This is a genomic window from Streptomyces sp. NPDC001100, from assembly GCF_053598575.1.
In genome coordinates this window covers 42,291-57,183 of sequence record NZ_JBSFKO010000036.1, presented here as the reverse complement: position 1 = coordinate 57,183, position 14,893 = coordinate 42,291, and the positions used below count along the sequence as shown (strand labels likewise).

Genomic DNA, 14,893 nt, shown 5'->3' with positions numbered 1-14,893 from the left:
CGCGTACGACCCGTTGTCCCCTCCGGTCGCTCGTCCCACCATTTGTCATGCCGCTGAGCAAATTCGCTTGGGAGGGATGAGTCATGAGTGGGTACGTGAGTCGAAGAGCCGTTCTGGGTGCGGGACTTGCCGCGGTGCCGGTGCTGTCGTCGGGGGTCCCGCGGTCTGTCGAGGCGGGTGCGTACATCTCCTTCTCACGTACGACGGGTGCCTTCCCCCTGGTCGGAGCCCCGGTCGTGGTGGACCCCGACGATCACCCCGGAGTCGTACGGGTAGCAGGGGATCTGCGCGACGACATCGAACGCGTCACCGGCGTACGCCCCGGTGGGGAGCTCGCGCGTGAGGTGGTGCTGGTCGGCACGATCGGCCGCAGCGCGCTCATCGACGGCTTGGTGGCCGCCGGGAGACTGGACGTGTCCGGGATCCGCGGCAGGTGGGAGACCTCGCTGCAGACGGTGGTCGAGCGCCCGATGCCGGGTGTGGAGCGGGCGTTCGTCGTCGCGGGGAGCGACCCGCGCGGCACGATCTTCGGCGCGTACGACGTGTCGTACGGCATCGGGGTCTCGCCCTGGCACTGGTGGGACGACGTACCGCCGACGCATCGCGACGAGGTGTGGGTGCTGCCGGGCCGGTACTCGCAGGGCACGCCGGCGGTGAAGTACCGCGGCTTCTTCATCAACGACGAGAACCCGGCGCTGGGGACCTGGGCGCCGGCCTACTTCGGTCCGGGCAAGGCGCCGGGGTATCCGGGCGGCTTCACCGCGGACTTCTACGGCAAGGTCTTCGAGGTGCTGCTGCGGCTGAAGGGGAACTACCTCTGGCCGGCGGTGTGGGGACGGGCCTTCGCGGAGGACGACCCGGAGAACCACCGGCGGGCTGCGGAGTACGGAGTTGTCATGGGCACGTCGCACGAGGCGCCCATGATGCGCGGCATCGAGGAGTGGAACCGGCACGCCGTGGCCGCCGTCCGCGACTCCTCCGGCGCGATCGTGACACCGGGGCACGATCCGTACGGCGGCACGGGTGAGTGGTCGTACCGGCTCAACTCCCAGGCGATCCGCGCCTATTGGCGGGCCGGCGTGCAACGCATGGCCGACCAGGGCTTCGGGGGCGTCGTCACGCTCGGCATGCGCGGCAACGGCGACACGAGCCTCCCGGACGGCGACGGTATTGAACTCATGCAGGAGATCATCGCGGCCCAGCGGCAGATCATCGAGGAGGTGACGGGCCGCCCGGCGGCGGAGACCCCGCAGGTGTGGACGCTCTACAAGGAGGTCCAGCGGTACTGGGACCGGGGGTTGAGGGCGCCGGACGACGTCACCGTCGTACTGACGGACGACAACTGGGGGAACATCCGCAAGCATCCGGATGCGGCGGGGGAGGGGGAACGGACCGGGGGTCACGGGCTCTACTACCACTTCGACTACGTGGGCGCCGGACGGAACTACAAGTGGGTGGACACGGCGAACCTGCGGAACGTCTGGGAGCAACTGCACGCGGCGCACGCGTACGGGAATCGGGGGTTGTGGGTCGCGAACGTGGGCGATCTGAAGGGGAACGAGCTGCCGACCGAGTTCTTCCTCAACTACGCCTGGAATCCGGGGGGTTGGGATCTCTCACGACTCGGGCAGTGGGAACGGCGGTACGCGCGGCAGAACTTCGGAGCGGGGCAGGCCGACGAGATCGCCTCGGTGCTGGCCGCGTACGGGCAGTTGCAGGCCCGCCGCAAGCCGGAGTTGCTGAACCGGCGGATCACTCTCGTCGACGGCCAGGTGGTCTACGACGACCAGCAGACGCCGTTCGCCTTCGGGCACCGGGAGTTGGAGCGGGTCACGGCGGAGTGGCGGGAGCTGGGGCGCCGGGCCGAGCGGATCGGGCGGCGGCTGCCGGGCGGCGGGGTGCGGGACGCATGGTTCGAACTCGTCGGGTACGAGGTGCTGGCGACCGCCAACCTGTACGAGCTGCGGTCGGCCGAGTTCACGAACCTGCTGTACGCGGCGCAGGGGAGGGCCGCGACCAACGCCCTGGCGGACGCGGCGGAGGCGGCCCTCGCGCGGGACTTCGCCCTCGCCGACCGCTTCAACTCGGTTGTGGCGGGCGGGAAATGGCGCGGCTTCCAGACGCAGCCGCACATCGACTACGGGGATGTGGAGCGGTACGGGCCCAATGCCGGGTGGCAGCAGCCGGAGAAGGACAACGTGGCGTTGCCGGATGTGCTGTTTCCGGCGGTGCGGCGGATTGCGGTGGGGGAGGGGGCGGAGATGGGGGTGGCGGTGGAGGGTCCGGAGACGGCGGTGTGGTGGCCAGGGGGTGCGTCGGGGACGGGGGCGGCCGTGCTGCCTGTGTTCAGTCCGTATCAGACGCGGCCGCAGCAGTTCGTCGAGGTGTTCAACCGGGGGCGTACGCCCTTCGATTACCGGATCGACACGTCGGCGGTGCCGTGGTTGGCGGTGGAGCGGTCGCGGGGGCGGGTGGAGCGGCAGGTGCGGGTGGAGGTGGGGGTGGACTGGGCGCGGGTGCCGGTCGGGCGTGCGGAGGGGGTGCTGACGGTGACCGGTGCGGGGGCGTCGGTGGCTGTCACGTGCGTCGCGGAGAAGCCGTCGGCTCGGGAACAGCGAGGGCTGCGGGGGTTCGTGGAGGCGGGCGGTTACGTAGCGATCGACGCGGAGCACTACGACCGGGCGGTCGGCGGGTGGCGTCGTATCGACGGCATCGGGCGGACGGGTGCGGGGGTGACGCCGTGGCCCGTGACGCTGCCCAGACAGACGCCGGGTGGGGCGGGTTCGCCACGGCTGGAGTACGAGGTGGGTCTGGTGTCAGCGCCCTCCGGGGGTGAGGTGACGGTGTGGGCGTACCTGTCCCCTCGTAACCCTGCGTTGCCGACGGGCGGTCTGCGCTACGGCGTCTCCCTGGACGGCGGCCCGATCGAGACCGTCGACATCAACGTCGGTGCTGATGACGGGCTGTTGAACACGGTGTGGGCCCGCAACACCTCCGACAACGTCAATGCGACGTCGACGAAACACTCCGTGACGAAGGCGGGGGTCCACCGGTTGAAGTTCTGGATGGTGGACCCGACGGTGGTGCTGCAGCGGCTCGTGATCGACACGGGGGGTCTGCCGGCGCTGTACCTGGGGCCGTTGGAGAGTCGGCGGGTGTAGCGAAGGGGGCGTGGTGGGCGTGCTGAGTGGGTCGAGGGTGCCGGGTGTGGTGGGTATGTCGAGTGTGCCGGGCGTGCTGGGTGTGTCGGGTGTGCCGAGGGAGTTGGGCGTTTCGGCTCCGGGCTCGGCACTGAGCTCGGCACCGGGGAAGCTGGTGTCCTCGCCGGGGGAGAAACGGGCGGCGGCGAAGGCGATCGAGGAGCGCATCGAGCCCGACACGCTCGCGGCGGGGCGCTGGGCGGACGAGGAGAACGGCGCCGCCGTACGGGAGTTCGCGGCGAAGGACGGGGACGGGTGGCTCACCTCGGCCGCTCTCAAGAAGGCACAGGGGGCGTGGGCGGACCAGGTGAAGAACCTGATGGACCGGCTCGGCGCGGAGAAGGACGCGCTGCGGAGCGGGAACGCGGTGCTGACGAGTACGGATCTGGCGGTGGGGCCGACGTTGCGACAGCAGTCCTCGCTGGACACGTACTGAGGTCGGCTGGAGACGTGTTGAGGTCATCGGAACCATTGGGGCGACTGGGCGCATGCCGACGTATCACGAGATCATGACCACCGACCTCGCCGCGCTGACCACGGCGGCCGAGTGCTGGGACGGCATGGCGGGCGAGTTCGAGAAGCAGGAGACGGCGTACCGGCGGGACGTGCACGGCATCTCCATGGGCACGACGTGGACCGGGCTCAGCGCTGACGCGGCGAACGCCCGCTTCGACACCACGCTCAAGGAGTTCCAGTACGCGCAGACCGAGGCCAAGGGGATCGCGTCGCTGCTGCGGGACGCGCACGAGCGGTTCGTGGAGCTGCGGGGCCGGGTGGAGGCGGCGCGCTGGGACGCGATCCGGGCGGGCATGCGGGTCTCGGAGCAGGGGGTGGTGAGCCCCGGCCCCGACCAGCCCGCCACCCCCGCCGATCCGTATGCCGTGCAGTCGTGGCAGGACCGGATCGCCAAGGCGGTGCGTGATGTGACAGATGCGGACACGGGCGTCCGGATCGCGCTGGCGGGCGTCGTGGTCGACTCCGAACTGCTCGCCGGCGGGCGGGGGTTCAACGGCAGGGCGATGGGTGACGTAGAACGGTACGAGGCCGAGGAGACGGACCGGTACCTGGAAAGGCTCAGCAGGGGCGACGAGTTGACGGACGCTCAACTCGCCGAACTGGAAAGGTCCTTCCGCGACAACAGCGGCGACGAGGTGTTCGCGCGGACGCTTCTGGACGACCTGGGCGCGACGGACACGCTCCGACTCACGAACGAGCTGAACGACCGTATCCATGTCCGGGGCGGTGCCGGTGCGGGCACGTACGCGACGATCGAGACGGGCTTGGCGGACACGCTGGCGGCGGCGACGAGGCATCCGAACTCGGACTGGTACCGGAAGTGGCGCACCGACATGCGGCACGCGGGCCTCCAGCACTACGCCACCGACGCCCAGGGCCTCCACCTCGACAAGGCGGTCGGCTACCAGTCGCTGGTCACGCTGATGCGGAACGGCCACGGGTACGCACCCGAAATGGTCGAGGACCTCACCGACGACATGATCGCGGCGGAGAAGAAGCACCCCGGGATCTGGCGGGTGAAGGGTACGTACGCCGGGGCGCGCGACGGTTGGTTCGCCAACGACCCCGTCGACGGCATGCTCGGCATCATGAGCCGCGACCCCGCCGAGGCCGCGCGCTATCTCCATTCTGACGCCCACATGAAATACCTCATGAAGGACCGCGACTGGAATGTCACCCTGAACGACGAGGGCCTTTCGAAGGGCGGCCACCATGTCCCCCGGTTGGACGGTGACGACCGGGCGGGATTCGGGGCGGCGTTGCAGGCGGCGACGACGGGGATCGATCCGGCGGATCCGCATGGGGCACGGGTGGGGGACCGGGCGACGAACGATGCGGTGTTCAAGTCGGCGTTGACGTATCTGTCGGACAGTGGCGACGAATTTCCGCCGTCGCTGCGGAAGCCGATGGCCAATGTGCTGATCAGTCATGGGGATACGGTGCATGCGGCCATGAGCGAGGTCGATGTCGCCCATTCTCCCTTGGACCAGCATCGGCTTTTCGAGGTCGCGAAGCAGGTGTCCAAGGACGAGGGGGCGTACGGCACGTTGAACGGCGGAATGAACCAGGCAATGGTGTCCGCTATCCACAACGACCACTCCAACTCGGCCGCTTCCCTCAGCGCGGCCGGCCGCACCGTCGGTTTCCTGGAGGAGGCCCGGGTCCAGGCCGCGGGGGACCCGAAGGTCGCAGAGTTCGAGACCAAGCCGCTCTTCGACAAGGCGATCAGCTTTATCCCTGTGGTTAGCGGGGATGTGCAGACGGGGTTTGACTATGTGACGGACCAGTGGCTGGCTGATGAGCAGCGGCGGCTGGACAGTAAGCAGGCGGACGACAATGTCCAGGCGTACACCAAGAGGAACGGTCAGCTGATGGCCCTTGCCAATGAATGGAAAAGGGCGCATTCGCAAGATGGTGGCGTGCACTTTGATCCGCAGGCGGAGATCAGCCGATCAGCTGAGGACGGTATGGATCGTGCGACCGGGATGTCTGGGGAGCGATCTAGGTGAAGGTGCGTCTCTGTATCCTGTTCCTCTCATCTGCTCTCGTTGTGTCCTGCGGTAGTTCCAGCGACAAGGGAATTCCAGGCGTGATCTGTGGTACACGTATCGATCCCAATCTGGCGCGTCCGCTTGTGACGTCTACCCAGGACTGGCATGAGTACGATCGCGTTGACCGGGCAGAGGCAATCACCGCTCCCTGCTTGGTGCTGTCCGGGCGAGATGTAGTGCTTGGCTTCCGCTTTTCATGGCGCGACAGCGAGACGGACCTCATGTATCTGGCCAAGAACACCGGATCGGTCTCGCGTGTGACGGAACCCCGGAGCATGGACTCCACCTACAAGACGATCGTCGGCACTGACGGGGCCATCTCGATCGCCCCCTGCAAGACCAAAGGTGGCAAATACTTCACCCTCACCCTCCAAGTCCCCCAGATCCGCCTCATGGACCACACCCACCGCAAAGACATCGAGAAGTTCATGCGGGCCTACTTCCCGGCGACCCTCAAGACTTTGGGGTGCAGGTGACAGACGAAGCATGACGATGCGGTGGCCCTGGCTGCGGGGGCCGGTGCGGTAACCGCAGCCAGGGCGACGACTGTCAGGGCATCTCCAGGATGGTGTCGATGATTCCCTGGGCGTACGCCTGCAGTTGCTCGGACCGTGTCTTGTTGAACTTCGCCGGCAGGATCTTCCGCCCGGGGTTCTTGGCCGCCCGTAGCTCCGGAGACGGGGTCTGCACCAGGGCTTCTCCCTTCTCGGACATCATCTGAACCCCGTCGAGGAAGGCCCAGCTCTCCTGGTTGTCGTCGACCTCGACGGTGAACACGGGGGCGCCGGGACGTGCGCCGAGGCCCTTCGAGGAGGGGACTTCGACGGGGCCCCAGTCGCCGAGGGAGAAGGCCTCGGGCGTAGTGCTCGCCTTGGCGTAGTGGACGACGGGAACGGCCTCGGCCACGTGATTGCCGCGTACGAGCGTCGGGTCCAGCTTGGCGATGGCCTGTGCGGCCTTGAGGGCGAGAGCGTCGTCCGCCCTGCCTTCCTGGGTGCGTGCCGAGTCGAAGCGCCGGTCCGTCCCCTTGCCGTCCTTTCCCGCGCTCTGCACCGGGAAGGCCGGGTCCAGGAGGGGGTCGAACTTGCAGATCTCCAGATCGAACTTCGGGCAGTCCTTGCCGAGTTTGTATCTCGGGTCGACGAAGATGCCCGGGAAGTTCACCCCCTTGATGGCGGAGACGCCGTCCCAGTTCTTGATGTCGTCGTTGCTCATGCCGGTCTGGGCCTTTTTGCCCGGCAGCTCGTCCCTGGTCACCGGATGGGTGCCGTGGACGCTGACGATTCTGATCGGCTGGAACTGCTCGACGAACTGGATGACGTACCGGATCTCCGGCAACTGGGGCAGCGTCAGTTTGCTTTCCCGCAACTCAGTGCCGTCCCGGCCGATCAGCAGCCCTCTCTTCAGGGCGCTCAACGGCTCTCCCGGCGGGGGGAAATGGCGGGAGGGGTGAAAGTCCGCACCGCCGGGGCGCGGGATGTCCCGCCAGGTGTTGTCCGTGTCTCCGCGCTTCCACTCGTCGGCGCGGGCAAGGAGCCCCCGTTCGGGAAAGACGTCGGGGATGACGACCGCCCCGAAGCGGGTCGGCTTCTTCCGGGCCGCCAGCTTGGTCCGGATCCAGTGCGCCACCTCGATGCCGCCCTGCTCGCTCTCGTGGATCCCCGCCACGATGAGGACGAACTGCGGCTCCGAGCCGAAGAAGACATAGCTGTTCGCGGTCACGAAGGGTCACCGGCCCTTCACTGAGGGGTCCAGTTGCCGTGGCTGTCGAGTTTCCCGAAGTCGGGGATCCATTTGCCGGCCACGATGCGGCCGGGCACCCAGAAGTCACGGCCGTCGACCTGGAACTTGCGCCACTCCGGCAGCGTCTCGTCCGCCCTGAGCCTGACGAGGGTGGTCGGCAGCGAGACCTCCCAGGGATCGCCCTGCGGTACCTCGTCGCCGGGCGCGTCGTCGCGGGCGCGGATCTCCTCGGTGATCGGGAGGTAGTCGGTGTCGGTGATGCCCGGCACGGCACCGCCGCTCCAGATCTGCCCGATCATGAGGAAGTACCGTACGTCGCCTTCAAGTTGAGGGCGGACGGGTACGACGACCCGGGCGGCGCCCGCCTTGAGGAACTCGGCGAACAGCGGGTCGGGGTCGTCCGCGAGCGCGTTGGCGTACCACGTCTCGCGACGGGCCCAGTAGTACGGGTAGAACACGTACATCATGTGTTCCCACTCGAAGGCCTGCTCGAAGAAGCGGATGAACGCCTCCTGGTCGGAGCCGACGACGTTCTGGTTCGAGTGCGGCGGAACGTTCGGGCGCGGGAACGCGGGCACGGTGGTGTTCACCTTGACGTCGTCGATGTTCGCGTCGTAGAGATCGGTGCCGGAGAGGAGGGCGATGCACGCCTTCTTGAGTTCCGCGCGTTCGATCAGCCTGTTCTGCGCCGGATTGCCGCCGAGCGACACGGTGGTGGCCGCCTGCACCGCCTGGGCCTTCACCTTGTCCTGGTAGACACTCACCAGATTCTCGTGGGCGTTGACCAGCGAGTTGTACGTGTCGAGCCGCCACTGCTCCAGCGCGGTGTCGGTCCGTGCGCACGCCACCTCGACCGTGACCGCGAAGTCCCGCGCCTGCTGGGTCTCCACGGCGATGGGCATGCTGCCCTGCTCGTTGACCACCGTGTTGGTGGGGTCGGGCAGCAGCGCGGCGCCGGGCGGCAGGCTGCCGGCGCCCTTGCACTCGAAGCGGTGCTTGCCGACGAACACCCACATCCGCTCGTCGCCGTCCTCCTCCTCGAAGAGGGTGAAGGCGCCCTGGGCGGTGATGGCCGTCGCCTGGTAGCCCTGCGGGATCGTCAGATCGTCCACGACCGCCAGGTGGTCGTGGTCGTCCTTGTTCCCGGTGAGGCTCTTCGTGACGGTGGTGAAGGGTTCCGGGGGCGCGTTGACACCCATGGCGCCGTACTTGCCCATGAACGTGCCGTAGTACGTGGCCGAGTCGGGCTCCGAGGACACGTCGGCGGGCGTGAGCGGCCGGGAGACGACGCCCGACTTGAGGAGCCCGTCCGGGCCGAGGTCACCGGGCTGGACCGCGCGCCAGTGCGGTGCGTTCGTACCGTCGTTGACGACGACGAAGGGCTCGGGCGGTGTGATCGTCGCCTGGACGCCCTTCACCGTGGTGGCATCGACGATGAAGGCCGCCGGTTCCGGGACCGTGAGGTCGAACATCAGGCGGCTGCCGTAGTTGAAGGTCTGTGCCTCGTAGACCTTGTTCACCCACTGGTAGACGCCGCTCACGTTCGCGTTGCCCGGGCCGGTGTTCTCGAACGAGTGGAGTTCCCGGTCCTTGAGCACCTCGATGGTGCGGGTCGTCTCCTGCCGCCGCACGGTCTCGGTGACCTTCGTCGCCGCCCGGTTCGTCACGTCCCGCGCGTGATCGGTCGCGACCTTGGTGGACTCCTCCTTCGACAGCTTGTAGGCCACGCTCGCATTCGCGTTGATCTCCACGGCGCCGTACTTCGCGGAGACGTTCACACCGCCGTTGATCGACAGATCCTCGCTGACGGTGTTCTGCACCTCGTTCTTGAAGTCGAACCGCTCGGTCACGTCGAGCGAGGTCGTCGTCTCCGTCGTCTTCGAGGTCTCCGTCACCACGGTCGTGTCGAGTGTCAGGTTGTGGTGTGTGAGCTTCTCCCGCTTCTCGCCCTTGAGGATGTTCTCGATGTTCGCGACATCCCCGGGCTCGTACCGGGTGAGCTGCTGCTTGACGACGAGCAGGTCCCCGACACCGACCGGCTGCGGCAGACCGCCCCGCAAGGGGAACACCGCGGTCGGCAGTACCAACGATTCGCTCAGCGCGCGCTGGATCTCACCGGCGTTCTCCAGCGAGGTGTCGGCCGCCGCCACCCGTGTGATCAGCCCTGTCAGACGGGTGAGCTGGGCGAGATCGCTGATCGGGTGCGAGCGCGTGGCCGGCAGCAGGAAAAGGGCGACGATCGTGTCGTGCACGTTCTGCACGAAGAGCTTGAAACCCGCGTCGGCGACCAGGACCTGCGGCGTCTTCCCGAACCCCGACTTGATCACGGCGGTCAGATCCGCGGCGTGCTGAGCGGTCGCGGCGGTCGCGGTGAGCTTGTCGTAGGCGCCCTGGTCCGGGATCGCGTCGCTCTCCTTGATGAACCCCGGCCCGTAGTCGCCGATCAGATACCGCCCGGCCACCTGCTGCGCGGCGTCGACCGGACTCTCGCTCTGCCGGGCCGCGGCCAGCGCCTTCTGGAACGCGCTGGACGACTGCAGGTCTATGGAATGTGTCGGTGCGGTGCGCACGGGCGCGCGCAGCGCAACAAAACGGAACAGGTCAGTCACTTTTTCCCCCGTTGTACGCATCTATGGCGTGTGCGGGGAGTCTTGTGCTTCGCCTTTGTTGATCGGTACCCCTGTGGCCGGATCGGGGTCGTTTGTGCCGGTGAGCGGTCAGTGGTGTTTCGCGGAGCCCTGATCCGGGTACCACGGCAGGCCCTCCGTCGAGATGGTCCACTCGGCGATGGTGACGGCCTCGCCGTAGACGAAGTCCTTACGGGTGGCGTAGCGGGGGCCGTCGGGGGTGGCGTGGATGTCGGTGAGGACGGCGCCCATGCCGGTGCGGGGGTCGAAGACGGCGTAGGTGGGGATCCCGATCAGGGGATAGTCGCGCATCTTGCCGACCCAGTCGTTGTCCGGGGTGGAGCGGGAGACGACTTCGATGGCCGCGACGAGTGTGTGCGGATCGATGGAGGCCTGGGTGTCCAGGTCGCTCCAGGCGATCACCATGACGTCAGGGTCACGCATGATCCCCTCGGGCTCGTCCTCCACGTCGGGGGTCCCGTTGTGAGCCAGGAACTCGTCCGGCATGACTTTTTCAAGGCGCCGACTGATGCGTGCTGCCGTGACCTCGTGCGGTCCTCCCGGCGACACCATGTCGTGGACGATCCCTTCCTTGGTGATCTCGAACCTGCCGGGAAGGGTGTCGTCCATCGACCGCAGAAAGTCCCTCATGGCCCGGTACTGGATCGTCCCCTTCACGCTGGGTGGCCTCCGGGAGATCGGTTCGGCAGTCGTGGCAGTGGCCTGGGGTGGGGGAGCGGAAGGCGCGGTCGCAGCTGTCGCAGTTCTGGAGGGGGTGCCGGACCGGCGGTGGTGGGGCCGGGGCGCGGAACGGTGGTGGGGGCGGGAGTTGGGCCGTCAGGCGGTGGGCCAGGAGGGCTGTCGGCCGTCGCAGTCCTTCGGGGGGCAGATCCGTGGTCAGTGCGTTGCGTACGGCTGTGGGGCTGACGTCTCGCTCCAGCCAGGCCGCGACCCCCGGGGCCAGGTGGGCTGTGTCGCAGGCCGACAGGAGCAGGTCGGGGGCGTGGCGGCGGAGATCTGTGAGCAGGTCTGTGGCCGTCTGGAGGAGGGCAGGGGCCGGGTACGCGGGGCGCGGTACGGCGGGCAGGGGCTTGCGGGGTGCCCGTTCGCGCCGGGGCGCGGGTGCTTTCGGCGGCGCGTGGGATTCCATGTGGTCTCTACGGCCGCCGGGCTGGTTGCAGGAGATCGTGCGGGTGATGATGCGGCCGTTGGGGATGCGGTGGCGTTCGCGGCGGAGGTAGCCGTGGGTCTCCAACTCCCGTAGCGCGGCGGCGATTCGGGTCCTGCCCTCGGGGAAGCGGGCGGCGAGGGTGTTGATGTCGGCGCGGGAGCCTGCGGGGAGCGACTGGATGTGGACGCCGAGGCCGATCGCCAGGGCCGACAAGTCCGGGCGCTGGGCGAGGTGGTTGCCGATCACCGTGAAGCGGGTGGTGTGGCGGGAGTTGTCGTGCGTGAGTCCACTGCCGGTTGGCCGGTGCCGCTGGTTCGGGTGTTTGTCGGCGGTGTGCCGGGACTCGACGTGCGGGGTCGCGGTAATGTCGCGTGTATCCATCGGGAAGCTGTTCTCTTCCTTGGTGGTCAGGCCCTCGCTTTGGGATGCCAGTCCCGGCGAGGGCCGTCGTATGTCTGGAGTTGTTTGCGCTGAGCGTAGATCACGCAACCTGCCCGGAATCCAGCCGAGTTGGTCATGTTCACCCACATGGGTGAGGCCCGCGTCCGGCTGCCGGGAGGGTGGGGTGGGGCTTGGTGGGGGTTCTTTCACCGTCGTGGTTCTTGGGAAAAGGCGCCACGTGCACCGGAGTTCGGGTTTCCGGAGTCCGGTGCGTGGTCCAGTGCCACTTCCGCCCAGACCGTCTTGCGGGGGCGGCGGCCCGGGGACCAGCCCCAGCGGTCGGCGAGCGCGTCGACCAGGAGCAGGCCGCGGCCCGACTCCCCGTCCGGTGTGGGGTCTTGGGGGTATGGCGGGCAATCGCCGCGGGTGTCGGTGACCTCAATGCGCAGGGTGTTGTCGATGACGCAGAGCATGAGCCTGAAGTCCCGGCCTGGGACGCGGCCGTGGGTGCTCGCGTTGGTGGCGAGTTCGGCGACGAGTTGGCGGGCCGGGTCCAACGGGAGGCCCCAGGCGCGGAGTTGTTCTGTCGCGAGGAGGCGGGCCAGGCGGGCGCCTCGTGGGGTGGAGGACAGCTGCACGCTGAAGTTGCGCGTGGAGTAGTCGGGTTGGATTTCGGGGGTGGAGGTTTCCTGAATCACGTCACTCAGCGTGGCCGACGCTGCTTGCCTTGACGTGCGATGACGCCTGTACGTATCCGCGCTGTCCCGTCGTTGTCTCGTGTTGTCTCGGCTGTCTCGGACGACGTACGGGTACGGGTGCGCGTTGGAGGTGGGTGGCCATGAGTGACGAGAGCGTGAGCAACGAGAACGAAGGCGTGGACGAGGCCGGCTGGGACCTCGAACCCGGGGACGAGAGCGCGCCGTTGGTGGAGGCGGTGGGGCGACTCGTCAGGTTCTGCCGGGAGCAGGTCGGGATGCGGGTGGCCGACTTCGCCCACGTCATGGGGTACGGCGAGGACATGATCCGCAAGATCGAGCGCGGAGTGCGGATCCCTCGGGTGGAGTTCCTGGACCGGGCCGACGACGTCCTGAACGCGGGTGGGCATCTGAGGGCGTTCCGGGAAGACGTGGAGAAGGCCCAGTATCCGAAGAAGGTGCGGGACCTGAAGAAGAAGGAGGACATGGCGGTCGAGCTTCAGCTGTACAGCAACCACAACATTCATGGGTTGTTGCAGACACCGGAGTACGCGCGGGCGCTGCTGGGGACGTGGCGGCCGGCGTACTCGCAGGGCGAGCTGGAACGCATGCTGGCAGGACGTATGGCGCGCAAGTCCATCTTCGAGCGTGAGCCCGCGCCTGAACTGAGCTTCGTGCAGGAAGAGGTGACGCTGCGCCGCCCGGTCGGAGGCACAATGGTGCTGCGCCGACAGCTTGAACACATGCTGGCGGTGGCTCAGTTGCCTTACGTGGAACTCCAAGTGATGCCGACCGCCTGCGCGAGCCATCCGGGAACGGGCGGGCGGATCCAGGTGCTGAAGTTCGCAGACGGTTCGGGGGCGGGGCGTATGGACGACGACTTCGGAGGCCGACCGGTCGACAGCCCGAGGCAGCTCCGGGTCCTTGAGCTGCGGTATGGCATCATCCGGGCCCAGGCTCTCACGCCAGAGGAGTCGCTGGCCTTTATCGAGCAAGTGCTGGGAGAAACATGATCGGCAAGCCTACTGAGTTGCTGTGGTTCAAGAGCAGCTACAGCGACAGCAGCAACGGCAACGACTGCGTCGAGATAGCCACCACCCCCCACACCATCCACATCCGCGACTCCAAGAACACCCAGGGCCCCCGCCTCGCCCTCGCCCCCACCGCCTGGACCGACTTCGTGGCGTACGCCGCCGAATAGCGGCGCCGCCAACCCCTACGGGTTCACCACCGTCCCCCCGAACGTCACCCTCAACGCCCCGCTCGACGCGAACGACCACCCCAGTGCGCCGCTGTACGACGCGCACCGCGCCCCGTTCGTCCCCGTCCAGAACTGGTTCGAACTGTCCGCGTCGCCCACCGTCTTGTCGTTCGAGCCGCTGACCGCGAACCGGCACGACGTATTCGTGCGGAACACCGAAGTCCCCGTGTCGAACGAGAAGTTGCGCTCCGCGTTGTCGATGCCGACGTTGTTCGAGACCGTCATCGTGCCCGGGTTGCTGTTGTAGGTGAATCCGTGATGGCCGTTGCCGTAGGCGATGTCGTGCCGGACGACGTGGTTGACGGCGATGTCGTCGCCGCCGAGCTTGTAGCCGTTGCGGTCGCCGTTGGCGTTCTGGGTGCCGTCGGTGAGGGTGCCGTTGCCGTAGGAGAGGGAGTACTCGATGGTCACCGGGCCGATCGCGCCGGTGTCGGTCTTGGTGTAGAGGTCCCAGCCGTCGTCGATGTTGTTGTGGGAGACGTCGTAGCGGAAGACGTTCCCGGTGCCGGTGGTGAGCTTCGAGGCGAAGCCGTCGGCGTTCTCGCCGCCGGAGTCCTCGTTGTCGTGCGACTCAGAGCTCACGATCAGGTTGTTCGAGGGCCACTGGGAGCTCGGCGTGCTGGAGGAGATGCGGCCCAGTTGCAGACCCGTGTCGCGGTTGTACGACGTCACCGTGCGCTCGATGACGTTGTTGCTGCCTCCGACGTAGATCCCGTTGTCGCCCGCGTGCGACACCGTGAGGCCGTAGACGTGCCAGTAGTTGGCGTTCAGCTGGAGCCCGCGGTTCGACGAACTCTCGCTCTGCGAGGCAAAGTTGAGGACCGGGGTCTCGCCGTTGTAGGCGGTGAGCGTGGTGCGGGCGGACGCCGTGCCGTCGGCGCCCGCCGGGATGGTGATCGTCGAGCCGTAGGCGTACGTCCCGCCGCGCAGGTAGATCGTGCCGCCGGACGCGATGCGGCTGATCGCCGTGGCGAGGGTGGTGGGGGCGGCGAGGGTGCCGGCCGCGCTCGCGGTGCCGGTCGTTGACACGTACTGGGTGGCGCTCGCGGCCTGTGCCGGGGTGCCGGAGAGTGCTACGAGCGTGCCGGCCACCAGGCCGACACACGCCATGACTGGTCTCGCTTGCATCGTTCTGCCTCCAGGGTCGTCCCATGACCAGGGGTGCCGTGCAAGGGAAAGCGCTTTCCCGCGTTCTCGTGTGGGACCGTAAGCGCTTGCTATGAACGCGTCAAGGTGCGCGTACTTGAT

Annotated in this window: 11 protein-coding genes and 1 pseudogene; 6 read left to right on the top strand and 6 right to left on the bottom strand. The window is 67.7% G+C overall.

Features of this window, described 5'->3' with window-relative positions:
- Window positions 1–83: 83 nt before the first annotated feature.
- From ACWDEW_RS37840 to ACWDEW_RS37825, 4 genes are all read left to right on the top strand, one after another.
- Complete coding sequence (locus ACWDEW_RS37840) at window positions 84–3,161, top strand: glycosyl hydrolase 115 family protein (protein ID WP_450519175.1); 3,078 nt, start codon at window positions 84–86, stop codon at window positions 3,159–3,161.
- 55 nt (window positions 3,162–3,216) lie between these two features.
- Window positions 3,217–3,636: a hypothetical protein gene (locus ACWDEW_RS37835; protein ID WP_450519173.1), complete on the top strand. Its 420-nt coding sequence runs from the start codon at window positions 3,217–3,219 to the stop codon at window positions 3,634–3,636.
- 169 nt (window positions 3,637–3,805) lie between these two features.
- On the top strand, window positions 3,806–5,725 hold the full coding sequence (locus ACWDEW_RS37830; protein ID WP_450519171.1) for a hypothetical protein: 1,920 nt from the start codon (window positions 3,806–3,808) through the stop codon (window positions 5,723–5,725).
- Window positions 5,722–6,243 carry a hypothetical protein gene (locus tag ACWDEW_RS37825; protein WP_450519169.1) on the top strand — a complete coding sequence of 174 codons (522 nt, stop codon included), beginning with the start codon at window positions 5,722–5,724 and terminating at the stop codon, window positions 6,241–6,243. Before ACWDEW_RS37830 ends, ACWDEW_RS37825 begins: the two co-directional genes overlap by 4 nt.
- Window positions 6,244–6,316: 73 nt before the next feature.
- Here ACWDEW_RS37825 and ACWDEW_RS37820 read toward each other — a convergent pair whose 3' ends face one another.
- From ACWDEW_RS37820 to ACWDEW_RS37800, 5 genes and pseudogenes are all read right to left on the bottom strand, one after another.
- A complete protein-coding gene (locus ACWDEW_RS37820; protein WP_450519167.1) occupies window positions 6,317–7,489 on the bottom strand; it encodes a hypothetical protein in 1,173 nt (390 codons plus the stop codon).
- A gap of 17 nt (window positions 7,490–7,506) precedes the next feature.
- Complete coding sequence (locus ACWDEW_RS37815; RefSeq protein ID WP_450519165.1) at window positions 7,507–10,119, bottom strand: hypothetical protein; 2,613 nt, start codon at window positions 10,117–10,119, stop codon at window positions 7,507–7,509.
- A gap of 108 nt (window positions 10,120–10,227) precedes the next feature.
- Entirely contained in the window at window positions 10,228–10,788 is a 561-nt protein-coding gene (locus ACWDEW_RS37810; RefSeq protein ID WP_450519163.1) for a Uma2 family endonuclease, read from the bottom strand.
- A gap of 34 nt (window positions 10,789–10,822) precedes the next feature.
- Window positions 10,823–11,689 (bottom strand): annotated as a pseudogene (locus ACWDEW_RS37805) (helix-turn-helix domain-containing protein); the annotation flags it as partial.
- A gap of 206 nt (window positions 11,690–11,895) precedes the next feature.
- On the bottom strand, window positions 11,896–12,387 hold the full coding sequence (locus tag ACWDEW_RS37800; protein WP_450519161.1) for an ATP-binding protein: 492 nt from the start codon (window positions 12,385–12,387) through the stop codon (window positions 11,896–11,898).
- Window positions 12,388–12,527: 140 nt separating this feature from the next.
- On the opposite strand from ACWDEW_RS37800, the gene ACWDEW_RS37795 reads away from it, so the two are divergent.
- Complete coding sequence (locus ACWDEW_RS37795; RefSeq protein WP_450519159.1) at window positions 12,528–13,397, top strand: helix-turn-helix domain-containing protein; 870 nt, start codon at window positions 12,528–12,530, stop codon at window positions 13,395–13,397.
- A complete protein-coding gene (locus ACWDEW_RS37790; RefSeq protein ID WP_450519157.1) occupies window positions 13,394–13,585 on the top strand; it encodes a DUF397 domain-containing protein in 192 nt (63 codons plus the stop codon). Before ACWDEW_RS37795 ends, ACWDEW_RS37790 begins: the two co-directional genes overlap by 4 nt.
- A gap of 15 nt (window positions 13,586–13,600) precedes the next feature.
- Here ACWDEW_RS37790 and ACWDEW_RS37785 read toward each other — a convergent pair whose 3' ends face one another.
- Entirely contained in the window at window positions 13,601–14,773 is a 1,173-nt protein-coding gene (locus tag ACWDEW_RS37785; protein ID WP_450519155.1) for a right-handed parallel beta-helix repeat-containing protein, read from the bottom strand.
- Window positions 14,774–14,893: the final 120 nt, after the last annotated feature.

Bases quoted from the DNA above. Each gene is read 5' to 3' on its own strand.
- ACWDEW_RS37840 (WP_450519175.1), top strand. From the start codon at position 84: ATGAGTGGGTACGTGAGTCGAAGAGCCGTTCTGGGTGCGGGACTTGCC.
- ACWDEW_RS37835 (WP_450519173.1), top strand. From the start codon at position 3,217: ATGTCGAGTGTGCCGGGCGTGCTGGGTGTGTCGGGTGTGCCGAGGGAG.
- ACWDEW_RS37810 (WP_450519163.1), bottom strand. From the start codon at position 10,788: ATGAGGGACTTTCTGCGGTCGATGGACGACACCCTTCCCGGCAGGTTC.
- ACWDEW_RS37795 (WP_450519159.1), top strand. From the start codon at position 12,528: ATGAGTGACGAGAGCGTGAGCAACGAGAACGAAGGCGTGGACGAGGCC.
- ACWDEW_RS37790 (WP_450519157.1), top strand. From the start codon at position 13,394: ATGATCGGCAAGCCTACTGAGTTGCTGTGGTTCAAGAGCAGCTACAGC.
- ACWDEW_RS37785 (WP_450519155.1), bottom strand. From the start codon at position 14,773: ATGCAAGCGAGACCAGTCATGGCGTGTGTCGGCCTGGTGGCCGGCACG.